Origin of the sequence: Rhizobium sp. 11_C7_N12_5 (assembly GCF_051811145.1) — a bacterium.
GTDB classification, from domain to species: Bacteria; Pseudomonadota; Alphaproteobacteria; order Rhizobiales; family Rhizobiaceae; genus Rhizobium; species Rhizobium lusitanum.
The window spans coordinates 67,413-92,428 of record NZ_JBPWPY010000001.1 but is presented as its reverse complement, the minus strand read 5'-3'; the positions used below and the strand labels follow the sequence as shown (position 1 = coordinate 92,428).

Below are 25,016 nucleotides of genomic sequence, written 5' to 3'. Positions count from 1 at the left end.
CGCTTCAGCGAAAAGTGTGAAGCCGTTTTCGGATAAGATCACGCCAAGTTCAGGATGAGGCTTAGCCCCAGCACTTGGCGGTGCCTTCCTTGGTGTCGATCGACTTCAGGCCAGGGACCGGCCTGTCCGTTACCAGCGAAACGCCGGTATCGAAGAAGGACTTGCCTTCGGTCGGCTTCGGCTTTGCGCCGGTGTCAGCGAACTTCTTGATCGCCTCGACGCCGAGGGCAGCCATCATCAGCGGATATTGCTGCGACGTCGCGCCGATCACGCCTTCCTTGACGGACTTGACGCCCGGGCAACCGCCGTCAACGGACACGATCAGAACCTGCTTTTCCAAGCCGACGGCCTTCAGGGCCTGGTAGGCGCCGACGGCAGCCGGTTCGTTGATGGTGTGGATGACGTTGATGCTCGAATTCTTCTGCAGGAGGTTTTCCATGGCCTTGCGGCCACCTTCCTCATTGCCGTTGGTGACGTCATGGCCGACGATACGTGGATCGGTTTCGTCGCCGATCTTGTTCGGATCCTTCGGGTCGATGCCGAAGCCGATCATGAAGCCCTGGTCGCGCAGCACGTCGACGGAAGGCTGCGACGGCGTCAGATCCAGGAAGCCGACCTTGGCGTCCTTCACCTTGTCGCCCAGCGTTTCCTTCGCCCACTGACCGATGAGCTTGCCAGCAAGAAGATTGTCGGTGGCGAAGGTCGCATCGGCGGCGTCAGCCGGCTCCAGCGGCGTGTCTAGCGCAATGACCAGCAGGCCCGCATCGCGTGCCTTCTTGACCGAGGAAACGATACCCTTGGTATCGGAAGCGGCGATCAGAATGCCCTTCGCGCCATCGGCGATGCAGCTTTCGATCGCGGCGACCTGGCTTTCGCTGTCACCATCGATCTTGCCGGCATAGGACTTCAGCGTCACGCCGAGTTCCTTCGCCTTGGCGGTCGCGCCTTCCTTCATCTTGACGAAGAAAGGATTGGTGTCGGTCTTGGTGATGAGGCAGGCGGATACGCCAGCGGCCTTGGCCGGCACTGCAAAGGCGACGCCGATCGCCAGAGCGGCGAGCGCGGCGGAGATAACAGATTTTTTCATTCAATCCTCCCGATGTTTGAAAAGCCGGACCCTCCGGCAGTCACAGGCTCAATCCGAACCCGATTTAAAGATGCGCCATGCCTGTCAGATTGTTTCCGGTGGACCTCCTCCAAGGTCATATGCACATCCTCGACGGCCCATATCTGAGCCTAAAGATTTCTCCCTGTCAATAAATAAATCGGATTGAATTATTAATTGGATGTGGCATTCTGCCGAAAAATAAGGCATGGCCATGGTGGAAGGAGCAGCCCCATGTCTCTCGTGCACGACCCGGAGGACACACCCACAGCACCTGTGATTCTCGACCCCAGCGGGGGCGCGAACCAGATTGGTGTGCGCGCCCATAACGAGCGGCTCGTGCTGTCGCTGGTGCGTCGCCATGGGGCGCTGTCGAAAGCGGATATCGCCCGACGCAGCGGCCTTTCGGCGCAGACCGTTTCCGTCATCATGCGGGAACTGGAGAAGGATGGGCTGCTCTCACGAGACGCGCCGGTGCGCGGCCGCGTCGGACAGCCATCCATCCCCATGCGGCTCAATCCCGATGCGGTGCTCTCCTTCGGCGTCAAGATCGGCCGCCGCAGTGCCGATCTGGTGCTGATGGATTTCGTCGGTAGCATCAGGATGCAGCTTCATCAGATCTACCCTTATCCGTTGCCGCAGGACATCCTCTCCTTCGTCACGGCCAGCATCCAGGAGCTCGAGGGGCGGCTCAGCAACGAAGAGCGGCGGAAAATTGCCGGGATCGGCATCGCCGCGCCGTTCGAATTGTGGAACTGGGCGGAACAGGTGGGTGCGCCGGCCGGAGCGATGGACGTATGGCGCGGCTTCAACCTGCAGACAGAGATCGCCTCGCGCGTTGCCTACCCCGTCTTCCTGCAGAACGACGCCACCAGCGCTTGCGGCGCCGAGCTCGTCTTCGGCGTCGGCTCGCATTATCCGGATTTCGTTTATTTCTTCATCGGCTCCTTCCTCGGCGGCGGCATCGTCCTCAATTCCTCGATTTTCGTCGGGCGAACAGGCACGGCCGGCGCGCTCGGCCCGCTGCCCGTGCGTGGCCGCAACGGCGAGAACCGCCAGCTTCTGGAAATCGCCTCGATCTTCGTGCTCGAAAACCTGTTGAAGGATCACGGCTTCGACCCGCGTCCGCTCTGGTACTCGGCCAACGACTGGGTCGATTTCGGCGAGCCTTTGGAAATCTGGATTCAGGACACGGCCAAGGCGCTGGCGCAGGCGATCGTCGCATGCGCCTCGGTCATCGATTTCAGCGCCGCCGTCATCGACGGCGGCTTTCCACATTGGGTGCGGGAACGCGTGGTGCGCGCAACCATCAAGGCCGCTTCGGAGCTGGACTTGCAGGGCGTCGTCATGCCCGACATTATCGAAGGCGCGGTCGGGCCGCAGGCACGTGCCATCGGCGGCGCCAGCCTGCCGATCTTCGCCCGCTACCTCATCGACCAGAACGTCCTCTTCAAGGAGATAGAGCATGCTGAAGGGCATTGACCCGCTGTTGAGCCCCGAGCTTTTGGCGACCCTACGCGCCATGGGCCACGGCGACGAGATAGCCCTCGTGGACGGCAATTATCCCGGCCTCGAACACGGGCGCCGCCTCATCCGCCTCGACGGCCACGGCGTCATTCGCGTGCTTGACGCCGTGCTCAGCGTCCTGCCGATCGACGATTTCGTGCCGCAGGCGATCTTCCGGGCGACCGTCCGCCAGGATCGCGACGCAGTCGATCCCGTCCATGCCGAAATGATCGAGTGCTGCGCGCGGCACGTGCCCGACATCAAGGTCGTGCCATTGCTGCCGGCGGAGTTCTACGAGCGCGTCAAACAGGCGCACGCGCTGATACAGACCAGTGAGCCCAGGCTCTATGGCAATATCATCCTGCGCAAGGGCGTAATTTATCCGAAGGGATAGCGAGGCCCCTCGCCCAAAGCCCCTCATCTGGCCTATCGGCCACCTTCTCCCCGCACGCGGGGCGAAGGAGATGGGCGCACCCACAGCCTTCTTTCCGGCCAATTGCTCTGACGAGACTTAGAAGTAGTCCCCTCTCCTCGTCGAGACGGGGAGAGGGTTAGGGGCAAAACTCTCTATGCGAACGGAACCGATTCCTTGTCCGCCCTTAAATATCGCCCGCCGAAGGCCCCCAGACATCCGTCATCGCAAAGCCCTCTGCCATCGGATCGAAGGGATCGAGCGCGACCTGGCTCAAGCCGAAGGTGAAGCCCCGGCCGGTGATGGTGGGGATGATGGCCGGTTTGCCGGCAACTTCGGTCACCGCCTGCAGGCCCACCTCGAACTCCGAACCGATGATCGAGCGGGACTTGAAGACATCGCCGACCTTGGCCTTGCCGCGCGCATGCAGCGTCGCCAGATTAGCGGAATTGCCGGTGCCACAGGGCGAGCGATCAGCGCGGCCTGGCCACATGGTCGTGCATGTGCGGATGGCGCCATCGGCATCGATGTCACGGAACATCACATAGGCGACGCCGGAGATCGCCGGGATTTCCGGATGGACGACCAACATGGTGCGGTTGATCAAGTCCTTGAGGATCATGCCCGCCTGAACGAGCGATGCGGCATTGGCCTTCTCGATCGTCAGGCCGATCTGGCCGACATCGACGAGCCCATAGAAAATACCGCCGTAGCAGAGGTCGAGCTTGATCCTGCCCCATTGCGGCGTGTCGATCTCGACATCCAGCTCATGCACGAAGGAGGGCACCATGGTCAGCCGCACCTTCTCGCAGCGGCCGTCGCGGCAGGTGGCGGTTGCCCTGACCAGACCGGCGGCGGTTTCGAGCGTCACCACCGTTTCCGGCTCCTTCATCTCGACGATGCCGGATTCAAGCAGTGCCGTGGTCACGCAGATGGAATTGGAGCCGGAGCTTGCATGCGCCTGATCGGGCTGCAGGATGATGAAGGCGGCATCGGCATCGGGATGCTTGGCCGGCAGCAGCAGGTTGACGGAACCGATCGGCGCGCCGCGCGGCTCCAGCACCAGGAAGCGACGCAACTCCTCGCCCTTCGGATCGGAGTTCAGCCAATGCAATTGCTCGGCAATGCTGTTGCCGGGAATCTTCGGCACGCCGCCGATGGCAACCCGGCCGATCTCGCCCTCGCAATGAACGTCCAGCAACTGGATCGTGCGTTTCCATCTCATATCGTTTGCTCCAATCCGGACATCGGTCTTGTCCTAGTAGCGGTTGATGCGGAACGGCGTCATATCGACAGCAGGGGCGATGCCGGTCATCATATCGGCCATCAGCCGCGCTGTCGTCGCCGAAAAGGTCAGCCCGAGATGACCGTGGCCGGTCGCGTACCAGACACCCGGGACACGCGACGAAGGCGAGATGATCGGGATCGTATCCGGCAATGCCGGGCGATGACCCATCCAATCCTTGGCATCTTCCACCTGCAATCCGGGCAACGCTCTTTGGGCGTGACGAACGAGAATGCGGGGACGGCGATAATCCGGCGGCGCATCGAGGCCAGCCAGCTCGACGTTGCCGCCGACGCGGATGCCGCCGGCCGTGGGCGTCACCATGAAGGCGCGACGCGGCCAGATGATGGAATAGCGCATGGCGATGCCGGGCTTCATGATCTGTGTGTGATAGCCTCTTTCGGTCTCCAGCGGGATCGGCTCGCCGAGGGCCGAGGCGATGAAGCGCGTGCGCACGCCGGCGGCCAGCACGACATCATTGGCTTGAAGCCGGGTTCCATTCTCGAACAGCACAGCCACGTCGCCGTCCGACTGACGCTCTACGGTTCGCACCGCGCCGGAGACGAAGGTCGCACCAAGAGCCTTTGCCGCCTCCATCAGCGTGAGTACCAGCTTATACGGATCGCGGATGGATTTGTTATCCGGCAGCAGCACGGCCTTGGCGATGGAGGGAGATAAAGCCGGTTCGTGATCGCGGATTTCCGCGCCGGCGAGAACCTTGTATTCCATGCCATAGCGCTGCATCAGCTCGAGGTGCGCGCGGTCGCCGGCAAATTCCGCTTCGGTCTCGTAAATCGAGAGGCACCCCTCCTCTGTCATCAGGTCAGGCGCGCCAGCGGCGGCGAGCATCGCCCTGAAATCGGAAAGGGCATGACGCGAGAGGCTCATGCCGGCATCCTCGATTTCGCGGAGCCGCGACGGGCGACCGGCGGCGACGAAACGCAGAAACCACGGCAGCATTCTCAGAGCGTAGGAGGGCCTGAGCCACACAGGCCCTTCCGGATCCAGCAGCCAGCCCGGAATCTTCGACCAGGTGGAGGGGCCGGAACCGGCGGCAAAATCGAGCGCGATGCTTGCCATATTGCCGAAGGAGGTGCCCTCCCCCGGCCCCGCCTTGTCCACCAATGTCACCTGCCGGCCACGCCGCTGCAATTCCAACGCGATCGCCGCGCCGATGACGCCGGCGCCGACAATGATGACCGTACGCTTGTTTTCGCCCATGCCGAAAGCCTACCCACAAAGTGCCGCCATGTCCGATATGGCGCGACTCTGTGATATATCAGATCAAGCAGACTGGCTATGGAGTTTCGAAAGGCGCTCGAAGTCTCTGGCGTGTGGCTGGGGCTTTACTGCCCCAATGCCTCTCCGACATTGCTGCCCGTCGCTTGCACGCTATCGCCGACGGAACCGATGGTATTGCCGGCGGAGGCACCGACGCGGCGCAATTGCTCACCATAGTTCGCGCGCGTTCGGGGGTCGAAGATGGCGATCGGGGCGCTGACGGCAGCGCCAGCCACGCTGCCGACGGTCTGGGCGGCACCCATGGCAACCGCGCCGACGGCATCGCCGATACCAACATCGGAATCAGTGATCGTCTGGCCAGCAATCAGCCGGGCGCCGATCAGCTTCACCACTTCGGGGCTCTCGGCGAACTTGCCGTGATTCAAGCTGTCGCCGGTCTTGAGCTTGGTGAGATCGAGCACGGTGATCCCCTGCTTTTCCAGCTCGCTGCGATAGGGCTCGGCTGCGGGATCGATCTGGCCCAAGCGATCGATACTGCCGGAAATGCGCCGTGACAGCGATAGTGCCCGGTCATCACGCGAGACGAACAGCGTGAAATGCGGCCTGTCCTTGCCAAGTGCTGCAAACTGCCCGCCAAAGACATCGACGTCGAGATCGGGCGAAGCGAGAATGACATTCTTGATCTTCGGCGCGACGCGACCGTTGCGGATCGCCATTTGCCTGAGGGATTCGACCGCAAGCCAGCTGCCCATTGAATGCGCCATGACCGTGATGTCGCCGACGGAAGGATCCGCGGCGACGCGGCGCAGCAGCTCCTCCAGAGAGTCGCGGGAATAGTTGGTGCTTTCCTTGTCATAGGCATAGTCGAAAATGCTGGCTCGCGACGGCCAGGTGAAAACGATCGGGGCGACTTCGGCGTGCGAATCGTGGACGATCTGGGCGAAACGATAGACCGCGTCCTCATAGCGGTTGTTGAAACCATGCACGAAGATCAGCACCCGCTTATCCTTCGGCAGTTCCCCATGCAGCCAGGCTCGCCCGTCCGCTTCGGTCGGTATCGGCTTGACGGCGGTCGTCACGAAATTCTTCAGGGGATTGCCTGGCAGGCGGCTCGGCCATTGCACCTGGCCGACCTTGCGATTGGCTTCCGGCGGGATCGAGACGCTGACCGCATCCACCTTCAGCCCGGGACCGCGTTCGCCCGAAAACAGGATTGCCGGATCCTTGTCCGGCAAGCGCGTGGTGGCGACCAGCAGGTCGACCCTCGATGTCCCCGGAACACTTTCACTGATCGGTTGCATGACCCCGATCGGACGACCACAGGCCGCGAGTGACAGCGTCACGGCGACGGCGACAGTCCGGAGAAGCACGCTTCCCCATCGGCCCGAACCTGCCACGCGCTGCATCATGCAACCTCTTCCTATGCCTGAATGTCGCGCCACTCTACGCATCGATGCCTTCGGCGCAAGCGACTCAGGCCGTTCTTGGCCATATGATGCGACGCTAATTCGCGCAGCATTGCAAAGGCGCAACGCCATGATCGAGGCCGGCATGTCACTGATGACAGAAGAAAAAAAGAGCCCGACGCGGGAGGAGGATGCATCGGGCTCTTGATCCGGATTGGCAACTGGGAGGAGGAGGAGTGTTGCCAATCAATGAAGGAGCGCTGGGAGGAGGAGGTGCGCTGCCTTCGATGAAATAAATAAAACGCCGGCGGGGACCTGAACAGATTGGCTTTCGCAATGCAGCAATGCACCAAGTGCATTGCTTTTGTTCACATATGCCGAAAATGCCGCATAGCACTGATAATCAGGGTATTTACCGCCTATTTTACAGCCGCCGAACGGCCGAGGACCGCGATTCACATGATCGTGATCATACATTTCGACATGCCATTCGAGGAAACTCTGTCCTGAAGCGGCGGAGATATCTCCGCCGCTTCACCTGCTTTCGATTCGCGGCTTCGGCCTTGTTCGCCGAAGCTGGGAGGGTCTCAAGCCGTCTTGAATGCTTTCCGGCCCTCGGCGTCCAGAGCCGTGAATTCCTCGTCGGAGAGGACAATGTTGACGGCGGCGGTATTTTCTTCCAGGTGCTTGACCTTGCCCGTGCCGGGGATCGGCAGCATCACAGGGCTGCGCTTCAAAACCCAGGCAAGCGCAATCTGGCTCGGCGCGGCGCCATGCTTCTTGGCGATAGTGTCGAGAAGCGAGCCTTCCTTGGCGAGATCGCCCGCGGCAAGCGGGAACCAGGGGATGAAGCCGATATTGTGCTTCTCGCAATAATCGAGCACGTCTTCGCTGGTGCGATCGACGAGATTGTAGCGGTTCTGCACCGTCACCACCTTGAAATGCTTCGATGCGGCTTCGATGTCGGCGACGGAGACTTCGCTGAGGCCCGCATGGCGGACGATCCCGGCGTCGAGCAGAGATTTCACGGCGTCGAACTGTTCGGCCGCCGGCACCTTGGGATCGATGCGGTGAAGCTGCCAGAGATCGATCCGGTCGACACCGAGATTGCGCAGGCTCTTATGCGCCTGCTGGATCAGATATTCCGGGCGGCCGACGGGCACCCAGACGTCGGGGCCGGTTCGGGTCAATCCGGCCTTGGTGGCGACGACAAGGCCGTTGCCGTAGGGATGCAGTGCCTCCTTGATGAGACGTTCGGAAACGTCCGGGCCATAGGAATCAGCCGTGTCGATGAAGTTTATGCCGAGTTCCGGCAGGCGCTTCAGGGTGCGGATAGCTTCGTCATGGTTCTCCGGCTCGCCCCAGATACCGGACCCGGTAATGCGCATGGCACCGAAGCCGAGACGATGGACGGAGAGGTCGCCGCCGATCTTGAATTGACCGGACTTGGCTGCGTCGAAATCTGACATGGTTATAGTCCTTTTTGCTGGTCTGGAATGTATCTGGCTTTTTTTGGCATCCGAGCGGGCCGAGGCTTCTCGGGCAGGTCGAGCTTTTCGCGAGAGGGGAATAGGGTCGCGACCTGGAAAAGATGGGGCAGCAGGTTGGCATATGCAATGCGCACCCGCGTAACGAATTCATCCTTGCGCCATGCGGGCATCGACGCCGACCATTTCGGCGCAGCTGCCGGGCGGGCCGCTCGCGCGCAGCGGGATTACTGCGCGGGCACATGTCGGCGCGCTTGCGTACCCAGATCGGCAAGAGCTGTCCAAAGCTCGTCGAACATGCTGCGGGCGAATTCTTCAAGCGACATATCCCGCAGCCCCGCGCCCCAGCGTTCACCGCCGATGCGCAGCATGCTGACGACGGCTGACGACAGCAGGCTGAGGCGGAACCGCTCCTCATCGCCGCCACGGCAACGGGCATGCAGCGCATCCGCCAGCTTCCTCTCAAGCTTGGCATATTTCAATTGATCGCGGGCGCGAAGAGTGGGGGTATCGCGGATCAAGGCGGCGATGGCGAGATACTGCGGATCCGAGATAGCGTCGAGCAGCGCCGCATTGACAGCCGCCTCGATGACATCGACGATGGCCGCATCCTTGGGCTGAGCGGCGACCGCCTCGATCAACTCGCCAGAGAAACCATCCTGCCAGGCAGCGACCACATCTTCCTTGCTCGGGAAATAATCGAAGAAGCTGCGCTTGGACACATCGGCCGCCTCGGTGATGTCCTCGATCGTGGTGCCGTCAAAGCCGCGCTCCAGGAAAAGCCTCAGGGCGGCGGCTTCGATGCGCTCGCGAGTCTGGCGGCGCTTACGCTCGCGCCGGCCCTCCTTCACGACGACATCAGGCATATCCGCCATCTTACCCCCCGTCATGCACTTGCTTCGGGCCGCCTCATATCGGCCTTGCTGGCTTCGGGCGCGTAAGAGCCGCCGATCGAGATCTCCAGCGGATTCTGCCGTGATATCCTGTAGACACCGGCCGGCGGAATATTGCGCACCGTGCCGCCGATGCGTGTCCCCTTCAGGCCGAGGCTTTCGAGGATTGGCCTCGGAATGGGGCAACGGGGACCGTAGGTGAATTGATAGAAGGCTCCACCCGGCTTCATTGTCTCGAAGGCTCCGCCGACAATGGCCACGATCTTGGCGGGCGGCATGGACAATAGCGGCAGGCCGCTGATCACAGCGCCGAAAGGCACATCCTCAAAGAGGCCGCACTGGCCAAGCTGCGCAGCATCCATCTGCACCACACGGGCCTCGGGAAAACGGCCGCGCAGCCGAACGGCAAACTCCTCGCCGAACTCGACAAGCGTCAGCGCGCTTTCCGGAATCCCGCGAGCCAGCAACGCGCGGGTGAAAACACCCGTGCCGGGGCCGAGTTCGAGGATCGGGCCGTCGAGCGGCTCGATCTCCTGAGTCATCAACCTGGCCAGGCGTTCACCCGAGGGCGCCACCGCCGCGACACGCATGGGATTGCTTACCCAGGAGCGGAAAAACCGCACAAAATCAGAGCATGAGGTCTTTGTCGTCATTCCGCGAATCCAATCTCCGGCTACGATAGCAAATATGGCGCGATCAGGGCCGAGCAGCATGGCATTTCGAAGGCACCCCACATCATTTGGCCATCGAGAACCGTTGATATGCAAGCACAATCCCGGATTTCTATTGCTGCATATTTTTAACAGATACAAACTTGCATCTAGTGCAATATACAAACAGATACAATAGGCGATGCCAAATCCCTCCACAGGCGTCCCGCAATGTCCGGCCGGACAGTGAAAGACATTCCCCCAAAGTCAGGCCGAATTGCAGTTATCACCGTTGCCAATAGCGGTATCGGCTACGAAGCCGCCAAGGCGCTGGTCGGCGCTGGCGTAAAGGTCATCATCGCCTCACCCAACGAGAGAAAGGGCGCCGAGGCGCTCGCCAAAATCCGCTCGGCAACATCCGGCGCAGACATTGCCTTCGAGATGCAGATGGGCGCCAACTATATCGGTCACTTCGCCTGGACGATGCGACTGCTGCCCACGGTTTTCGATGCCGACAACCCCCGTGTGGTCACCGTCAGCAGCCTGGCGCACCGCAGCGGCAGGATCAATTTCGAAGATCTGCAATGGCGGAAAAATTATGGGCTCGGCGTGCCTATTGCCAGTCGAAGCTGGCGACGCTGTTGTTCAGCCTGGAACTCGACCGCATCGCCGCCCATGCCCGCGATCCCGCCATCTGGCGGCGGCTTTGGGATGTCTCGGAGCAATTGACGGGATTGAAGATGCCTATCCCCGCAACCGCCTGAAAGATGTGCCTCTCCGCAAGAGCGGAGAGGGACTTCGCGCATTCAATTCACCGGCAACTCACTGGCTGACGCACTGCCGACGCGGACCATTGGTCGGCTGATAGGTATTGTCAGAAGCGCGATAGGTCTTGTACCGGCTCGCGCACCAGCGAACATGGGCGCTGCCGTGGGGCGGACGTGCGACGGCGCCGCCAACAATTGCGCCGGCGGTGAAGGCGGCCAGCGGATACCAGAAACCATCGTTATAGCGGCGATATCCCGGGCGGGCGTAGCGATAGCCGCGATGGCCATGCCAGTAGCCGCCGCGATAGTGCGGACGGTAATGTGGGCGATAGTGCGGGCGATAATGGGGACGGTGACGACGATATTGCACGTCGGTCACGCCGGCAGCCTGGCCGGTCGTCTGCAGGATTGCCGGCTGCACCATCGGCTGAATCGGCGCCGCAACGGCGGGATCAAATGATGTAACAGCAACCAGGGCACTTAAGGCGGTCACTGTCACGGTCGTCAGGAATCGTTTCACAGCTCTTCTCCTCCAGAGACGTAATCGGAACGAACAACGCGCAATGATTGAAAATGAATCATAATATTACCGCTTGCGCAAGTAAAAGACATTCAATAGTCATATAGATAGGAAGCCTACCTATCTACTGTTCGATTGAGACTCCATGATCAAACCCGACCGTCATCATGTGCTTGAAGAAGCACATGCGCTCGCCGAGGCGTTGCGCCCTGCTCTCCATCGCCTGTACCGGCAATTGCGGCGCGAGAGCGACGATCCCGGCCTTTCACCCCTGCATGCCCTGCTGCTCCTCGCCATCATGCGCGAACCGGGCATCGGCGTCGCCGAACTGGCCCGGATGGAGAAGCTGCGCGGGCCAACGATATCCGGACATGTGAAGACGATGGAGCGGGACGGTCTCATCACTCGCTCGGAGCCCGACCCGAGCGATCGGCGCCGCAATGGCCTGATCGCGACCGACAAAGGAGAAGAGCTGATACGGAGCATGAAACAAAAGCGGACCGACTGGCTTGCGTCCGAACTGGCCAAACTGTCGCCCGACGAGCGCGCTGCCATTCGCGCAGCGGTCGGGCCACTCGGGGAGATCGGGCAATGAGCGGCGAGCGTCTGAATGCAATTCCGCCATCGGCGCCGGCCGCGAGCGATCCGCCCGATCGTCGCGAGATCCGCGCCGTCATTCTCGGCCTGATGATCGTTCTCGGCCTTGGCGCCATCGACCAAAGCATCGTGGCGACGGCCTTGCCGCGCATCGTCAGCGATCTCGGCGGGCTGACGCATCTGTCGTGGGTCGTCAGCGCCTATGTGCTGGCGTCGACCAGCACCATGCCGCTCTATGGCAAGCTCAGCGACCAGTACGGCCGCAAGCCGATGATCTACGCGGCGATCCTGATCTTCCTGCTCGGCTCCGTACTGAGCGGCATGGCGCAGACGCTGATGCAACTCATCGTCTTCCGGGCCATCCAGGGCATCGGCGCGGGTGGATTGCTGCCGCTGGCGCAGATCATCATCGGCGACATCGTGCCGCCGGCAAGACGTGGGCGCAATCAGGGCTCGATCGCCGCTGTCTTCGCCGTGTGCAGCGTCATCGGCCCGATCACCGGCGGCGTCATCACCGATCTCTTGTCGTGGCACTGGATCTTCTACGTCAACCTGCCGATCGGCGCCGTTGCCCTCGTCATGATCGGCCGAGCACTCAAGAGGCCGCATCAGGCGCGCAGCCGCCGCATCGACTATCTCGGCGCTGTCTTGCTGACGGCCTGCACGACCAGCTTCCTGCTGGTGCTGGCGCTCGGCGGCAACGAATGGGCCTGGGATTCGCCTGAGATTTTCGGCCTGTCCGCGGCTGCCCTCATTCTCGGCGTTTGCTTCGTTCTCCATATCCGGCGGGAGCCAGAGCCGGTGCTGCCGCCGGATCTCTTCCGCAACCGGCTGTTCGTCGTCGCCTGCCTCGTGCTGGCATTGACCTTCATGGGCATGCTCGGGGCCAGCCTCTTCTTCCCGCTGTTCTTCCAGATGGTCATGGGTGTCAGCCCCTCGCATTCCGGCCTGCTGACCGGCCCGCTGATGGTCGGCGTCGTCATCTCGTCCATGGTCAATGGCCGCGTGCTGCTGCATCGCTTCGGACGCTACAAGCCGGCCCAGCTATTCGGTCTGAGCCTTGCGACGGTCGCCTTCGCTACGCTCGCCTGGGCGGCGGCCACCAGCCAGGGCTTCATGGTGATCGAGCCAGCCGTCTTCGCCCTCGGCCTCGGACTTGGACTTGTCATGCCCACCATGACGATCGCGGTGCAGAATGCCCTGCCCTTTGCGCATCGCGGCGTCGGCACGGCGACGCTCGCCTTCTTCCGCTCGCTCGGCGGCCTCATCGGCGTCACCGGCTCCGGCGCCATCCTCGCCTATCACGTACAGAACGCTGGCGCCGCCCTGGACGGTCTTCATATGTCGTCATTGACGGAGGCCGGCATGAAGCAACTTGCCACCACCTCCCCCGAAGCCCATGCCGCGGCCATAGCGCTCTACCGCCACGCCATTGCCATGACCTTTGCGACGGGAACGGCCATCGTCGCATTGGCGCTGGTCGCACTGCTGTTCCTGCCGGAATTGCCGTTGGCGACGGAGCATGGAGAGGAAACGGCGCGCCGGGGCTGATCGGCGCGCGGGAAAATTGCAGCCGCCGGGCGGCAAGCACGATCATCTGTCGCCCGGCGCGGGATACGCGCAAGCATTTGTGCCTGCGGTGCAGGCAGTCAGATCGCAAACTTATATAGAGATGAGAATGGCGCACCCGAAGAGATTCGAACTCCTGACCCCCAGATTCGTAGTCTGGTGCTCTATCCAGCTGAGCTACGGGTGCGTGGCCGAAACGGAAGAAACCGTTGGCGTGGCGGTTCTCTAAAGCCTCCTTTGGGGGATTGCAAGTGGATTTCTGAAAAAGATCGCGATTTTCGTGCATGTCGGTGCGAAGAGGCTGAAAAACCTCAGCTTTCGCGGAAGCTTCGGCTGCGATAATCATCGAGGGATACGGGGCGGTCGGGGATCTCGATGCGAAACTGCGTTCCCGCGGATGGTTTTTCCACGAGCGCTATGGTGCCGCCATGAGCAAGCACAAGTTCGCGGGCGATTGCCAGGCCAAGGCCGGTACCGCCGGAACGTGCAGAGCCGCGGAATGCCGTGAAGAGATTTTCCCGCGCTTTCTGCGGCATGCCCGGCCCGGTGTCATCGACGGTGATGCTGACGACGCTGCCGATGCGATGCGCCGAAACCGTGATGCGCCTGATACCGTCGGGTGTCGTCTCGCCGAAAGCGACCAATGCCTGATGGGCGTTGCGGCACAGATTATGGATGATGCGGAACAGCTGCTCGCTGTCGGCATCGACCTCGAGCTCGGGGCCGAGCTGCTCGACGAATTCGATACCGGTTTCAGGATCGATCGCCAGGATATCACGAACCTCGCCGATGAGCTCGACAAGACGGATCTTGCGCCGGCGTGGCGCCGATTCGGACGTCTGGCCATAGGAAAGGACCTCGGTCGTATAACCGACGGCGCGGTCGATGGTGCGCAGCAGCTTCGGCGCGAAACGCTTGACCATCGGATCGTCGACATCGACCAATCGGTCGGACATCAATTGCGCCGCCGACAGGATGTTGCGCATGTCGTGATTGATCTTCGAGACGGCGAGGCCGAGCGCCGCCAGATTTTTCTGCTGCTTCAGCGTCTTCTGCAGCTGCGACTGCATGGAGGCGAGATGGCGGCCGGCGACTGCAAGCTCATCGCGCCCCATCTCGGGCACGAGAATACGGCCCGGATCCTCCGGGTCGTCCGAATAAGCCTGCATGCTATCGGTGAGCCGCCGGATCGGACGAATCATCATGCGGTTGATCGCAAAGAAGATCAGCGTCGCTGTGAACAATGAAATCAGGATGGAAACGAAGAAGACGCTAACCGAATAGGCGAGCATCGCATTGCGCAACCGGGTGTCCTTCAACACCACTTCGATGCCGGTGCCGACATCGCCGCCGGCCGGGCCGAAAACGCGGATGATACGGTTGCCGCCGAAGAGCAGAGTGTCGAGTGCGTCCTTGATGGCGGTCAGCTGGGACACATTGCTCAGATCATACATATCATCGACCGAGGCCGGCATCTCGGCCGTCGCAAGCAGGCGCGACGTGCCGTCCTTGCGCAGGACGATGGCCCGCGTGCCGGTGGCCATCAGCGTTTCCTTCTGCAGCGCGCGAGGTAGCTCGGCAGGCTGCAGGCCGTCGATGACGATCGCGGCTGCAGCGGCCGTATTCAGCCGGTCCTCCAGCCAACGCAGCCTCATATTGGCAACGGAGGGCACGAAGATCAGCACTTCGGCCAGGAGAATGAAGCCGACGGTGAGGATGAGAAGCTTGCCGGAAAGCCCGCCGAAGATCCCTGTGGGCCTACAAAATTGGGACAGGCGGCCCTTATCGGCTTTGCCGCTTTTTGCGGCCCTCCTGTCCTGCCCACTATCCATTTCAATTGTCCCGCTTCGCTGCAAAGCGACATGATGGCGACGTATCGAAACCAGATAATAGGTGATTGTAGGCTTTTTTCCAATCTCTTCCCGGCTTTAACGGCGAGAAGGGTCTGGAGAGGGACGACGACGGCGCGCAGGCGCGGCCGCGTTGTCCCTCTCCGACGGGATCAAAACTCTTCCCAACCCTTCGTCGCGACGGCCGGCGAGAGAGCGTTTGCGCCGCCGAAGGCAGTCGCGACCTTATCGATCATCCGCCGTGCCGGCGATGCCGCCGGGCGATGCGTCTCGGCGCGTGCAGGCACCGGAGCGGACATGCTGCCGGCATCGACCTTGAAGCGGGATACCAGGCGGACGAGGCCATCGGCTTCGCCTGCAAGACGATGGGTCGCGGCCGAGGTCTCCTCGACCATGGCGGCATTGCGCTGCGTGACTTCATCCATCTGGTTGACGGCCTTGTTTACCTCGGACAGGCCTGTTGCCTGTTCGCGCGCCGCCGTCGCGATGGAATGAATATGGTCGTTGATCTTGAGCACGCGGGCTTCGATGGTCGACAGCGCCTCGCCGGTGGCCTGCACCAGCTTGACGCCGACCTGCACCTGATCGCCTGATTTGCTGATCAGCACCTTGATATCCTTGGCGGCGGTGGCGGAGCGCTGGGCGAGTTCACGCACTTCCTGGGCAACGACGGCAAAGCCCTTGCCCGCGTCGCCTGCTCGCGCAGCCTCGACGCCGGCATTGAGTGCCAGCAGATTCGTCTGGAAGGCGATATCGTCGATCACTCCGATGATCTGGCTGATCGCGCCGGATGCCTGTTCAATGCCGCCCATGGCGTCGATCGCATTGCGAACCACCTTGCCGGAGCGAGCGGCGTCTTCCTTGGCCTCGGTCACCATGATGCTCGCTTCGCGCGCCCGTTCCGTCGAATTCTGGACGACGGAGGTGATCTCGTCGAGCGCCGCCGAGGTTTGCTCGAGGGCGGCGGCCTGTTGTTCGGTACGCTTGGAGAGGTCGTCGCTGGCGTGGCGCAACTCGTTGGTGTTGGTGTTGATCGAGCCCGTCGTCTCCCGCACCTCGCGCATGGTGCTCTTGAGGGTCGCGAGCGTGGCATTGACGTTCTGCTGCAGTTCGGCAAAGGCGCCCTGGAATTCGCCCTTCATGGCCTGCGTCAGATCGCCATCAGCGAGGCTTGCGATTACGCGACGCACCTCGCCGATACCCGTATCGACGCTCACCAGCAGCTCGTTCACATTCCCGGCAAAGCGATTGAGGTTGGCATCGCCGTAATCCTTCTCGATGCGACGGCTGAAATCGCCGGCAGCGGCGGCCGAGACGGCCAGAGACATGCTGGACTGAAGTTCGTCGCTCCTGGCGCGCAGGGCCGTTTCCTCGGCATTCATGCGGCGCACGGCCTTGCCGTTCTCCTTGAAAACATCGACGGCAGCGGCCATCTCGCCGATTTCGTCGCGGCGACCGGCAAACGGGACCTCGATATCGAATTGACCGTCGGCAACCTTGTTGATGGCTTCCGTCACCTTGCGGATCGGACGGCTCAGATGAACGGTGCCAATATAGGAGCCCAGGCCGACGCCGGCGCTGATGCCCGCCACCGTGATGCAAAGGACGGCCCACAAGATAGCGTTATGAAAAGTCGCGATGCTGGTTTCGGCTGCTGCAAGTTCTGCCTTATCGGTTTTAACCACAGCATCGATCTCGGCCTGGAAAGCCTTGCGATTGGCACGGTTGGCTTCATTGTTGCCTTGCTTGCTGGCGGCATCCGGACCATCCGTCACGCCAAGACGGGCCGTTTCGGTGCGGAAGACGCGAAACTCCTGAGAGCCGGCCTGCAGTTTGGAGAATTCTGCCTTCTGCGCATCCGGAACCATAGGCGCCCAGGCCGCGAGCACTTTGTCGATCTCGTCGAGGTCGCCCATCAACCCATCGGCGAAGCTCTTGGCGTCCTTTGCGGAAGCGGCAGCATAGATGCCGCGCGATTCCATGACCACCGCCGTCACATAACGGTTGAGGCGCTCGCCCATGTAGGCGCGCCCGGCGGTCTGATCGTAGCTCTGTAATTTCTGGTCATACTGATGCAGCGCATAAAGGGCGGTAGCGCCGATCAAAAGCGCTGCGCCAGCCATGACGAATACAAGCAGGTTTATTTTGCCGCGAATCTTCACGATACCCTCCGAGGCCGGTCTCCTCCCCATAAATCGATGGGTTTTTCCAGCATGTACCTAGATATCGGCTAAATTCATTAATGATATATTGCGGTATTTATATATGAGAGATGCGACGTCGCTGCTATTTCTGCTGTATATTTCAGTATTTACTGAATTATATTGTTGGCCATGCAATCAATCGGCCGAATGCTATGGCTGGCGGCAACGGCCGCCGATCGACCGGCTGGAACCCCGGACTTCAAGGAATTTGCGCCGATATAATTGACTCTATGGGTCTTCATCCTTATAAGCCCGCGCACGTCCGGTCCCGGAGCCTGCTTTTGCGGGCGAAGTCCGTTCGCCATAATCAACAACGCTGCTTGCTTTTGAAGCAAAGCTCAAGAAGGGCCGCACTCCGCGGTGTTTAAATAAATGAAGCGTACCTATCAACCATCCAAGCTTGTCCGCAAGCGTCGCCACGGCTTCCGTTCCCGTATGGCCACCAAGGGCGGTCGCGCGGTTCTTTCCGCTCGCCGTAGCCGCGGCCGCAAGCGTCTTTCGGCCTAACGGCCGAAATGCCCGATAGTCGAGGATGGCGGGCAAATTGACGAATGAACGACCCAAAAAGACTGTCGGGCGGCTGAAGAGCCGGCCGCAGTTTCTTGCAGTCCGCGAAGGCGAGAAGCGCAGAGGCAGCTTCTTCCTCCTAGAGATGCTGGACCGCAAGCTTTCCGACGCCGACCCCCGCGTTGGTTTTACCGTCACCAAAAAACATGGCAACGCAGTGGAGCGCAACCGCATGCGGCGCAGGCTGAAAGAAGCCGTGCGGCTTCATGCCGGGTTTGCAATGCAGCCCGGACACGACTATGTGGTTGTCGCGCGGCGCGATGTGCTGACCGCACCTTTCGAAAAACTGGTGAGTGAACTCGTCCAGCGTATCGAAACCAGGCCGAAACACCGGCGACCGGAAACGGACCGCTCCAGGAACACATGATGCAAAACAACCGCAATTACTTCATAGCGATTGCCCTGTCGGTGCTGATCGTCCTCGCTTGGCAGTTTTTCTATATGAACCCGCGCCTCGAAGCGCAGCGGCAGGCCGAACAGGCCGCCAAGCTGCAGCAGCAGTCGCAGCAGGCCCAGACGACGCAGGCACCCGCCGCGGGCGCAGGCGCTGCGGTCAACGGCTCGCTGCCGGCAGGCGGCCAGACTGCGCCGACGGTCCTGACACGCGACCAATCGGTCGCCAAGACCTCTTCTTCGCGCGTTGTCATCGATACGCCTGCGCTTGCCGGCTCCATCAACCTGGAAGGCGCGCGCCTCGACGACCTCAGGCTCAAGACCTATCACGAGACCGTCGACAAGAGCAGCCCGATCATTACGCTGTTCAGCCCGGCCGATACCAAGGACGGCTACTTCACCGAACTCGGCTATGTCGGCAGCGACGCGACCGGTGCGGTCCCCGGCCCTTCGACCATGTGGACGCTCTCGAGCGGCGACAAGCTGACCGACAAGACGCCGGTGACGCTTTCCTACACCAATGACAAGGGCATCACCTTCTCGCGCACGATTTCCGTCGACGATCGCTACATGTTCACGATCACCGACAAGATCGCCAACAGCGGCCAGGCACCGGTTTCCCTCTCGAGCTACGGCCGCGTCACCCGCTACAATAAACCCGAGACGCCGTCCGCCTACGTTCTGCACGAAGGCTTCATCGGTGTCATCGGCGATGACGGCCTGATCGAGACCAAGTATGCGGCAACCGAGAAGGAAGCCACGACGCCCGCCAAGTCGACCGGCGGCTGGCTCGGCATGACAGACAAGTACTGGGCCGCAACCATGGTGCCGCCGCAGTCGACGGCCTATGATGCCCGCTTCTCGCACTTCAGCGACGGCACGCCGCGCTATCAGGCCGATTACAAGCAAGATGCCGTCACGGTCGCTCCCAGCCAGTCGATCGAGTTGAAGAACCTCGTCTTCGCCGGCGCGAAAGAAGTACCGGTCATCGACCGCTACGAGACCAGCTACTCGATCCCGCGCTTCGACCGCCTGATCGACTGGGGCTGGTTCTATTTCATCACCAAGCCGATGTTCAAGCTGATGGATTTCTTCTTCCGCTACTTCGGCAATTTCGGTGTCGCCATCCTCTGCACCACCATCGTGGTCAAGGCGTTGTTCTTCCCGCTCGCCAGCAAGCAGTATGCTTCGATGGCGAACATGAAGCGCATGCAGCCGAAGATGGAGGAGCTGAAGGCCAAGTTCGGCGACGACCGAATGGCGCTGCAACAGGCGACGATGCAGCTCTACAAGGAAGAGAAGATCAATCCGATCGCGGGCTGCTGGCCGGTGCTCCTGCAGATTCCGATCTTTTTCTCGCTCTACAAGGTGATCTACATCACCATCGAGATGCGCCATGCGCCGTTCTTCGGCTGGATCCAGGACCTTTCCGCTCCGGACCCGACCTCGATTGTCAATCTCTTCGGCCTGCTGCCGTTTGCGGCTCCTACCATCCTGCATCTCGGTGTCTGGCCGATGATCATGGGCGTCACCATGTTCCTGCAGATGCGCATGAACCCGACGCCGCCGGACCCGACCCAGGCGATGATCTTCACCTGGATGCCGCTGGTGTTCATGTTCATGCTGGCAAGCTTCCCGGCCGGCCTCGTCATCTACTGGGCCTGGAACAATACGCTCTCGGTCATCCAGCAGTCGATCATCATGAGGCGCCACGGCGTGAAGGTGGAACTCTTCGACAATCTCAAGGGCCTTTTCAAACGAAAACCGGCACCATCGAAATAAACAGCAAAGCCCCGCTTCGGCGGGGTTTTTCTTTTGTGGGATATCGCGTGCGCGAGGCTATCCGTTTTCCTCGTGATCGCGGTTGCCTTGAAAGCCGGGCCGACCGGTCACGGCTTGCCCGCTTCGATCAGATGCCGCCGAAAGAATGACAGAACGTCCGCATCGAACGACTTGTGAAAGGCGACCCTGTCAAAGCCGTTGGCATCCTTGCAAATCTCCGGCTGGGACTGGGCGAGCGCCGGCGAGCAAGGTGCGAGAAAGGCGAAGTGCGCCGCGTTGGAGACGACATGAAATTCGGGCTTTGCCGGCAAGTCATCCGTTAGAGCTACGACGTTTTCCGGCAGCACGCCATCGCCGCCATATTGCGAGCCCCAGAGCTGAACGGGCACCTTGACATTCTTCAGGCTGTCCTTGGTCGAAAAGAAACTGAACGGATCGGCAATGACCAAAGCCTTGATACGCGCATCCTGGGTCAACGGCTGCGTCGGAAGCTCGTTGCGGCGGATCTGTCCGCAAATCGGCGCCGGTTCCGGGCATGAGACATGCGGATCGTGAAAATCCGGGATCGCTCCGGCAAGAACCAGGCCGGTATAACCGCCGCGCGAGAAGCCGAAGAAGCCGATGCGGCTCGGATCGATGTGTGCCGCTTCCGGAGAGGCGTTCAGCATGAAATCGATGAGACGTTTGATATCTGTCGGTCGCTCGATGAAGACGGATATATCGCCCGATTGGCTCATGTCGGAAAAATTGTCGCGCGGATGGTTCAAGGCGACGACGACGAAGCCGGCATCCGCCAGGATTTCCGCTGTATCGTGATGGCCGAGAGAGCTGCCGGCATGACCATGCGAAATGACGACCAACGGCAGATTAGCGCCCACGATCGGGCAATTCCGGACACCAGAAACGATGATCGATCCAAGCGTAATGTCCGCCGGCGCAACCGTGCAGGGCGACCAGATGAAGGCGCGGAGAGCGGGACCGCTTGCGTCCGCCGGGACTTCAAACGATTTCAGGCCCGCTGCGTGAGCCCACGTTGCGGTCAAGCTGACGGCAATGAAGCATAGAGTCTTTGCGAAACGCATTTTCTTTTCCCAAAATGAAAATCGAACGGGGTTGGTGCAATGCATCACTCGGCTGCGTCGCGAAGCGGAATCAGCAGATCGGTGGCGAGTTCGCTGTCGGCTACGTGCCTTGGGTGATTGAGATAGATTTCGAGCGCCGGGCGATCGTCAGGCTCGAGGCCGCTTTGCGGTAGCCATCCGCCGAAGAGCGTCTGAAACGTCGGAGAAATGAGCGCATAGGGGCCGATCAGCCGGTGCCGGGCATAGCGCCCGCCCGGCACGTCACATCGTTCAAGCCCGTCCGTCGCCAGCTCATCGTTCGACAGGATCAGCCCGGCAAAATATCGAAAGCCGTCACCTTGATCCGGATCGCCATGGCAGACGCCGATACGAGCAACGTCGTTCCATGCTATCCCACGCTCCGACGACCATTGCCGCAAACGCCGATAGCTATGGGGAATCGTTGTGAACGGCCCATGGTGACGCACACCAAATACAGTCACCGGCTGCCGATCAACGATCGTCACCGGAGGAAGGCTCATCGTGATCGACTGTTGCTGCATCTGGAAATCGGTCGGACTAAGCCCGGTCAGATTGCGAAAGGCACGCGCGAAGCTCTGCGAGCTGTCGTAGCCTGCATCTAATGCCGTTTCAGTAACCGAGACGGTGCGGCCGGCCAGTCGATGCGCCGCCTGGGCAAGCCGAACCCGGCGTGTCGTGGCGGCAATGCTTTCGCCGGTCAGCGCGCGATAGAGCCGATGGAAATGGAATGGCGAGAAATGAGCGACGGCAGCAAGGCTCTCGATCGAATGAGGCGCTGACGGATCGACCATAATCGCTTCGATAACGCGGGCGATGCGCCGACGATAATTTTCTTCTGTGCTGGTCTTCATGAGGCCAAAGAGTAGCATGGCCTTTACGGACGCGCGGCGCAGCAATTGCGGATTTTTGCGAGTGCCGGTCAGAATGCATCGCCAAAAGACCGTCGACGGGCACACCGATCAAAACTTGACTTTCGCCGGCAAAACCTCGAAGCCAGTCAACAATCGAACCGGAAGACCTGAAGCAGCATGGCAGAACAGACCATAAAAGACGACAAGCCGCTTTTCGGCCGCCCGTGGATTTTCATCCGCGGCGTGCCAGCGATGAAATTCCTGCCGCCGGAGGGGCCTTTGGAAGTGGCCTTTGCCGGGCGCTCGAATGTCGGCAAGTCGTCGCTGATCAATGCGCTGGTCGGCCATAAGGGTTTGGCGCGCACTTCGAACACGCCGGGGCGGACGCAGGAGCTCAACTATTTCGTTCCCGATGGCTTTTCCGGCGAGGGTGGCGACCTGCCGCCCATGGCGCTGGTGGACATGCCGGGCTACGGCTATGCGGAAGCGCCGAAGGAACAGGTGGATGCCTGGACGAAGCTGGTCTTCGACTATCTGCGGGGACGCACGACGCTGAAGCGCGTCTATGTGCTGATCGATAGCCGCCACGGCATCAAGAAGAACGACGACGAGGTCCTCGGCCTGCTCGACAAGGCCGCCGTTTCCTATCAGATCGTGCTGACCAAGACCGACAAGATCAAGGAGGCGGGCCTGCCGAAGCTTTTGGCCGATACCGCCGAAAAAATCCGCAAGCGCCCTGCCGCCTATCCCGGCATTCTCGCCACCTCATCGGAGAAGGGTGTGGGTCTCGAGGAGTTGCGCCAGGCGATTGGCCTGACAGTGGGAATTCCGGTCTGAACATCAGGTCAGCCGGATGAGGCCGCCGCCCAGCGCCCCGCGGGGAGCGGCGGCCCTGTCGCCGTCGAGGATTACATCTTCGGCAACAACACCTTGTCGACAACGTGGATCACGCCGTTCGACTGTTTGACATCGGCGATGGTGATATGAGCGGTGCCGCCGGCCTCGTCGGTCAGCGTCAGCTTGCCGCCCTTGTCCATCGCCTTGATCGTGCAGCCACCGACCGTCTTCAGGTCGTATTCGCCGCCCTTGCTCGTCGCCCATTTCTTGATGGCGGCGGCCATATCGTCACCGGCGACGACATGGCAGGTCAGGATCTTGGTTAGGGTTGCCTTGTTCTCGGGCTTCAGCAGGGTTTCGATTGTACCGGGCGGAAGCTTGCCAAAGGCTTCATTCGTCGGCGCAAAGACGGTGAAGGGGCCTTTGCCTTCGAGCGTGTCCACAAGGCCGGCAGCCTTGACGGCAGCGACCAAAGTCGTGTGGTCCTTCGAATTCACGGCGTTCTGCACGATATTCTTGCTGGCGTACATCGCCGCGCCCCCCACCATGGGGTCCTTTGCGTGGGCGAGGCTGGTTGCGGCGGCAAGCGTTGCGGCCACAGCGACGACGCGAATCACGGTCTTGATCATAGCTTTTCCTCTTCCTGTTCTTGCCCCGATCATGTGGGGTCACAGGAAGATACGGAGGGCCATAGAGAAGAGTTTCAGCGGCGATTGTCTTTCGAAGGAAATAAATTCTCAGGGGAAACGGATGGTGCCGGATGCCACGACATCGCCCGTGGGCTTGCCGGTCGGAGAACCCCCGAAAGGCTCGATACTGACGGCGATGATTGCGCCTTCGGTCAGCTTGCCGTGAAGTTCCTGCGGCAGGACGATTTCGCCTTCGCCGGTCTGCGGCAGCACGCCGAGCGCCTCGGCAGGATCGCTGCCGCGAATGAGCCAGAGCTCCAGCGATTTCTCCTCCGGCTTTCCGGCCGCAACGGGCGTCACCTTCAGCCGCCCGCTGCTGGCGTCATAATCGGCCAGGAGATTGATGGCGCTGTTCTGGCCGGCAAGGGAAGCCGTCAGCTGCTTGCCCGGTACGGACCGGGATATGCCGTTGTTTGTGATGGTGAAAACCACCACGCCGGCGGCAAGGAACAATGAACCGAGGGCAACGACGCGCCAGACCAGCAGCGAATTCCAGAGATGAGCGCCCAACGCCGCATCTCCGAAGATACGTCTTTCTATCTTCGGAAAGACCGACTTCGCCGGCGTCACCATTTCGTATTCTTCATTGAACTCCGAAAGGTTCTGCTCCCATCGACTGACGATCGCGGCAAATTGACGATCGCTGCGCATGCGCCGCTCGACCTTCTGCCGATCCTCCAGCGAGAGTACGCCAAGTACATATTCCCCGGCCAGAACTTCGTCGCGGGAGCGGCCTCCCTTGCTTTGATCGGGTGTACTCATCGGTCCATGCACTCTCTTAATCTGATCAGGCTTCGGCGCAGCCAGGTGCGCATGGTATTCAAAGGCACCGAGTGTTGATCGGCGAGTTCCTGGTAGCTCAAGCCTTCGATATAGGCGCTGCGAACCGCCCGCGCGCGATCAGCTTCCAACTCTTCCATGCACCTGTCAATCCGCCTACCCTCTCCCTTCACGATTGCTTGCTCTTCGGGGCCGGGTTCGGTGTCGGCAAGATCGTGTGCGGCGTCGATTTCATCGGCCACAGGCTTGCGGGCACGGACGAAATCGATGGATCGATTGCGGGCGATCGCCGTCAGCCACGGCGTTGCAGGCCCTTCGGATGCGGCGAACTGCTCGGCCCGCTGCCAGATCTTCACGTAAACTTCCTGCAAAACCTCTTCGGCATCCGTCCTGTTGCCAATAATACGCAGGCATACGCCATAGAGTTTCGGGCTGGTACGTTTATAAAGCGTGGTAAAAGCCTTCTGGTCACGCATGGCGACGCGGCCGATAAGCGCTTCCGTCTCCTCGTTCGCCATCCG

The 25,016-nt window shown here is 61.1% G+C and carries 24 protein-coding genes and 1 tRNA gene; 9 read left to right on the top strand and 16 right to left on the bottom strand.

Annotated features, from left to right (window positions below; translation table 11 throughout):
• Positions 1-61: 61 nt before the first annotated feature.
• Positions 62-1,087, bottom strand: coding sequence for a sugar ABC transporter substrate-binding protein (locus tag AB8B29_RS00460; RefSeq protein WP_037203075.1), 1,026 nt, complete (start codon positions 1,085-1,087; stop codon positions 62-64).
• 252 nt (positions 1,088-1,339) lie between these two features.
• Between AB8B29_RS00460 and AB8B29_RS00455 the strand changes: the two genes are divergently transcribed.
• The gene (locus tag AB8B29_RS00455) at positions 1,340-2,587 is read left to right on the top strand and encodes an ROK family transcriptional regulator (protein WP_037203074.1); all 1,248 of its coding nucleotides are present in this window, start codon (positions 1,340-1,342) and stop codon (positions 2,585-2,587) included.
• On the top strand, positions 2,571-3,005 hold the full coding sequence (locus tag AB8B29_RS00450; protein WP_047556392.1) for an RbsD/FucU family protein: 435 nt from the start codon (positions 2,571-2,573) through the stop codon (positions 3,003-3,005). The genes AB8B29_RS00455 and AB8B29_RS00450 overlap by 17 nt, the downstream gene beginning before the upstream one ends.
• 205 nt (positions 3,006-3,210) lie before the next feature.
• On the opposite strand, the gene AB8B29_RS00445 is transcribed toward AB8B29_RS00450, so the two are convergent.
• The 6 genes from AB8B29_RS00445 to AB8B29_RS00420 all read right to left on the bottom strand — a co-directional run bounded on the left by AB8B29_RS00445 (position 3,211) and on the right by AB8B29_RS00420 (position 9,989).
• Positions 3,211-4,248, bottom strand: coding sequence for a 4-hydroxyproline epimerase (locus AB8B29_RS00445; RefSeq protein WP_037203072.1), 1,038 nt, complete (start codon positions 4,246-4,248; stop codon positions 3,211-3,213).
• 33 nt (positions 4,249-4,281) lie between these two features.
• On the bottom strand, positions 4,282-5,529 hold the full coding sequence (locus AB8B29_RS00440; protein ID WP_037203071.1) for an NAD(P)/FAD-dependent oxidoreductase: 1,248 nt from the start codon (positions 5,527-5,529) through the stop codon (positions 4,282-4,284).
• Positions 5,530-5,654: 125 nt separating this feature from the next.
• Positions 5,655-6,947, bottom strand: coding sequence for an alpha/beta hydrolase (locus tag AB8B29_RS00435; RefSeq protein ID WP_425350002.1), 1,293 nt, complete (start codon positions 6,945-6,947; stop codon positions 5,655-5,657).
• A gap of 596 nt (positions 6,948-7,543) precedes the next feature.
• Positions 7,544-8,425, bottom strand: a complete 882-nt coding sequence (locus AB8B29_RS00430; RefSeq protein ID WP_047641065.1) for an aldo/keto reductase — start codon at positions 8,423-8,425, stop codon at positions 7,544-7,546.
• Between the two features lie 245 nt (positions 8,426-8,670).
• Positions 8,671-9,318 carry a TetR family transcriptional regulator gene (locus AB8B29_RS00425; RefSeq protein ID WP_092574396.1) on the bottom strand — a complete coding sequence of 216 codons (648 nt, stop codon included), beginning with the start codon at positions 9,316-9,318 and terminating at the stop codon, positions 8,671-8,673.
• A gap of 11 nt (positions 9,319-9,329) precedes the next feature.
• Complete coding sequence (locus AB8B29_RS00420) at positions 9,330-9,989, bottom strand: class I SAM-dependent methyltransferase (RefSeq protein ID WP_092574515.1); 660 nt, start codon at positions 9,987-9,989, stop codon at positions 9,330-9,332.
• 228 nt (positions 9,990-10,217) lie between these two features.
• On the opposite strand from AB8B29_RS00420, the gene AB8B29_RS00415 reads away from it, so the two are divergent.
• Entirely contained in the window at positions 10,218-10,715 is a 498-nt protein-coding gene (locus AB8B29_RS00415; RefSeq protein ID WP_245297498.1) for an SDR family NAD(P)-dependent oxidoreductase, read from the top strand.
• A gap of 93 nt (positions 10,716-10,808) precedes the next feature.
• Here AB8B29_RS00415 and AB8B29_RS00410 read toward each other — a convergent pair whose 3' ends face one another.
• Positions 10,809-11,273, bottom strand: coding sequence for a BA14K family protein (locus AB8B29_RS00410; RefSeq protein WP_092574398.1), 465 nt, complete (start codon positions 11,271-11,273; stop codon positions 10,809-10,811).
• A 145-nt stretch (positions 11,274-11,418) separates the two neighbouring features.
• On the opposite strand from AB8B29_RS00410, the gene AB8B29_RS00405 reads away from it, so the two are divergent.
• On the top strand, positions 11,419-11,868 hold the full coding sequence (locus AB8B29_RS00405) for a MarR family winged helix-turn-helix transcriptional regulator (protein ID WP_092574400.1): 450 nt from the start codon (positions 11,419-11,421) through the stop codon (positions 11,866-11,868).
• Positions 11,865-13,421 (top strand): MDR family MFS transporter, encoded by a 1,557-nt coding sequence (locus AB8B29_RS00400; protein WP_092574402.1) that lies wholly within the window; start codon positions 11,865-11,867, stop codon positions 13,419-13,421. The genes AB8B29_RS00405 and AB8B29_RS00400 overlap by 4 nt, the downstream gene beginning before the upstream one ends.
• Before the next feature lie 128 nt (positions 13,422-13,549).
• On the opposite strand, the gene AB8B29_RS00395 is transcribed toward AB8B29_RS00400, so the two are convergent.
• The 3 genes from AB8B29_RS00395 to AB8B29_RS00385 form a co-directional block, all read right to left on the bottom strand.
• A tRNA-Arg gene (locus AB8B29_RS00395) sits at positions 13,550-13,626 on the bottom strand.
• A 124-nt stretch (positions 13,627-13,750) separates the two neighbouring features.
• Positions 13,751-15,271 carry a sensor histidine kinase gene (locus tag AB8B29_RS00390; protein ID WP_092574404.1) on the bottom strand — a complete coding sequence of 507 codons (1,521 nt, stop codon included), beginning with the start codon at positions 15,269-15,271 and terminating at the stop codon, positions 13,751-13,753.
• A gap of 170 nt (positions 15,272-15,441) precedes the next feature.
• Positions 15,442-17,451: a methyl-accepting chemotaxis protein gene (locus AB8B29_RS00385; protein ID WP_092574516.1), complete on the bottom strand. Its 2,010-nt coding sequence runs from the start codon at positions 17,449-17,451 to the stop codon at positions 15,442-15,444.
• Positions 17,452-17,865: 414 nt separating this feature from the next.
• On the opposite strand from AB8B29_RS00385, the gene rpmH reads away from it, so the two are divergent.
• The 3 genes from rpmH to yidC are packed head-to-tail and all read left to right on the top strand — an operon-like array spanning position 17,866 to position 20,235.
• Positions 17,866-18,000 carry a 50S ribosomal protein L34 gene (gene rpmH, locus AB8B29_RS00380; protein WP_034488840.1) on the top strand — a complete coding sequence of 45 codons (135 nt, stop codon included), beginning with the start codon at positions 17,866-17,868 and terminating at the stop codon, positions 17,998-18,000.
• Positions 18,001-18,025: 25 nt separating this feature from the next.
• A complete protein-coding gene (gene rnpA, locus AB8B29_RS00375; RefSeq protein ID WP_113118236.1) occupies positions 18,026-18,427 on the top strand; it encodes a ribonuclease P protein component in 402 nt (133 codons plus the stop codon).
• On the top strand, positions 18,427-20,235 hold the full coding sequence (yidC, locus tag AB8B29_RS00370; RefSeq protein WP_037203065.1) for a membrane protein insertase YidC: 1,809 nt from the start codon (positions 18,427-18,429) through the stop codon (positions 20,233-20,235). Before rnpA ends, yidC begins: the two co-directional genes overlap by 1 nt.
• A 107-nt stretch (positions 20,236-20,342) precedes the next feature.
• On the opposite strand, the gene AB8B29_RS00365 is transcribed toward yidC, so the two are convergent.
• Positions 20,343-21,317: an alpha/beta hydrolase family protein gene (locus AB8B29_RS00365; RefSeq protein ID WP_092574408.1), complete on the bottom strand. Its 975-nt coding sequence runs from the start codon at positions 21,315-21,317 to the stop codon at positions 20,343-20,345.
• A 44-nt stretch (positions 21,318-21,361) separates the two neighbouring features.
• Positions 21,362-22,189 (bottom strand): AraC family transcriptional regulator, encoded by an 828-nt coding sequence (locus AB8B29_RS00360; RefSeq protein WP_167669571.1) that lies wholly within the window; start codon positions 22,187-22,189, stop codon positions 21,362-21,364.
• Between the two features lie 177 nt (positions 22,190-22,366).
• On the opposite strand from AB8B29_RS00360, the gene yihA reads away from it, so the two are divergent.
• Positions 22,367-23,026, top strand: coding sequence for a ribosome biogenesis GTP-binding protein YihA/YsxC (gene yihA, locus AB8B29_RS00355; RefSeq protein WP_037203063.1), 660 nt, complete (start codon positions 22,367-22,369; stop codon positions 23,024-23,026).
• Between the two features lie 71 nt (positions 23,027-23,097).
• On the opposite strand, the gene AB8B29_RS00350 is transcribed toward yihA, so the two are convergent.
• The 3 genes from AB8B29_RS00350 to AB8B29_RS00340 all read right to left on the bottom strand — a co-directional run bounded on the left by AB8B29_RS00350 (position 23,098) and on the right by AB8B29_RS00340 (position 25,013).
• Entirely contained in the window at positions 23,098-23,655 is a 558-nt protein-coding gene (locus tag AB8B29_RS00350; RefSeq protein ID WP_037203062.1) for a fasciclin domain-containing protein, read from the bottom strand.
• A 108-nt stretch (positions 23,656-23,763) separates the two neighbouring features.
• Positions 23,764-24,477: an anti-sigma factor gene (locus tag AB8B29_RS00345; RefSeq protein ID WP_037203060.1), complete on the bottom strand. Its 714-nt coding sequence runs from the start codon at positions 24,475-24,477 to the stop codon at positions 23,764-23,766.
• Entirely contained in the window at positions 24,474-25,013 is a 540-nt protein-coding gene (locus AB8B29_RS00340; RefSeq protein ID WP_037203059.1) for a sigma-70 family RNA polymerase sigma factor, read from the bottom strand. Before AB8B29_RS00340 ends, AB8B29_RS00345 begins: the two co-directional genes overlap by 4 nt.
• Between the last annotated feature and the right edge of the window lie 3 nt (positions 25,014-25,016).

What these genes read in the sequence shown, in the direction of transcription:
- AB8B29_RS00440 (WP_037203071.1), bottom strand. Translation starts at nt 5,529, where the DNA reads ATGGGCGAAAACAAGCGTACGGTCATCATTGTCGGCGCCGGCGTCATC.
- AB8B29_RS00365 (WP_092574408.1), bottom strand. Translation starts at nt 21,317, where the DNA reads ATGCGTTTCGCAAAGACTCTATGCTTCATTGCCGTCAGCTTGACCGCA.
- AB8B29_RS00345 (WP_037203060.1), bottom strand. Translation starts at nt 24,477, where the DNA reads ATGAGTACACCCGATCAAAGCAAGGGAGGCCGCTCCCGCGACGAAGTT.
- AB8B29_RS00430 (WP_047641065.1), bottom strand. Translation starts at nt 8,425, where the DNA reads ATGTCAGATTTCGACGCAGCCAAGTCCGGTCAATTCAAGATCGGCGGC.
- AB8B29_RS00420 (WP_092574515.1), bottom strand. Translation starts at nt 9,989, where the DNA reads ATGACGACAAAGACCTCATGCTCTGATTTTGTGCGGTTTTTCCGCTCC.
- AB8B29_RS00360 (WP_167669571.1), bottom strand. Translation starts at nt 22,189, where the DNA reads ATGAAGACCAGCACAGAAGAAAATTATCGTCGGCGCATCGCCCGCGTT.
- AB8B29_RS00350 (WP_037203062.1), bottom strand. Translation starts at nt 23,655, where the DNA reads ATGATCAAGACCGTGATTCGCGTCGTCGCTGTGGCCGCAACGCTTGCC.
- AB8B29_RS00450 (WP_047556392.1), top strand. Translation starts at nt 2,571, where the DNA reads ATGCTGAAGGGCATTGACCCGCTGTTGAGCCCCGAGCTTTTGGCGACC.
- AB8B29_RS00425 (WP_092574396.1), bottom strand. Translation starts at nt 9,318, where the DNA reads ATGGCGGATATGCCTGATGTCGTCGTGAAGGAGGGCCGGCGCGAGCGT.
- AB8B29_RS00340 (WP_037203059.1), bottom strand. Translation starts at nt 25,013, where the DNA reads ATGGCGAACGAGGAGACGGAAGCGCTTATCGGCCGCGTCGCCATGCGT.
- AB8B29_RS00390 (WP_092574404.1), bottom strand. Translation starts at nt 15,271, where the DNA reads ATGGATAGTGGGCAGGACAGGAGGGCCGCAAAAAGCGGCAAAGCCGAT.
- yidC (WP_037203065.1), top strand. Translation starts at nt 18,427, where the DNA reads ATGCAAAACAACCGCAATTACTTCATAGCGATTGCCCTGTCGGTGCTG.
- AB8B29_RS00455 (WP_037203074.1), top strand. Translation starts at nt 1,340, where the DNA reads ATGTCTCTCGTGCACGACCCGGAGGACACACCCACAGCACCTGTGATT.
- AB8B29_RS00405 (WP_092574400.1), top strand. Translation starts at nt 11,419, where the DNA reads ATGATCAAACCCGACCGTCATCATGTGCTTGAAGAAGCACATGCGCTC.
- rnpA (WP_113118236.1), top strand. Translation starts at nt 18,026, where the DNA reads ATGGCGGGCAAATTGACGAATGAACGACCCAAAAAGACTGTCGGGCGG.
- AB8B29_RS00400 (WP_092574402.1), top strand. Translation starts at nt 11,865, where the DNA reads ATGAGCGGCGAGCGTCTGAATGCAATTCCGCCATCGGCGCCGGCCGCG.
- yihA (WP_037203063.1), top strand. Translation starts at nt 22,367, where the DNA reads ATGGCAGAACAGACCATAAAAGACGACAAGCCGCTTTTCGGCCGCCCG.
- rpmH (WP_034488840.1), top strand. Translation starts at nt 17,866, where the DNA reads ATGAAGCGTACCTATCAACCATCCAAGCTTGTCCGCAAGCGTCGCCAC.
- AB8B29_RS00415 (WP_245297498.1), top strand. Translation starts at nt 10,218, where the DNA reads ATGTCCGGCCGGACAGTGAAAGACATTCCCCCAAAGTCAGGCCGAATT.
- AB8B29_RS00445 (WP_037203072.1), bottom strand. Translation starts at nt 4,248, where the DNA reads ATGAGATGGAAACGCACGATCCAGTTGCTGGACGTTCATTGCGAGGGC.
- AB8B29_RS00460 (WP_037203075.1), bottom strand. Translation starts at nt 1,087, where the DNA reads ATGAAAAAATCTGTTATCTCCGCCGCGCTCGCCGCTCTGGCGATCGGC.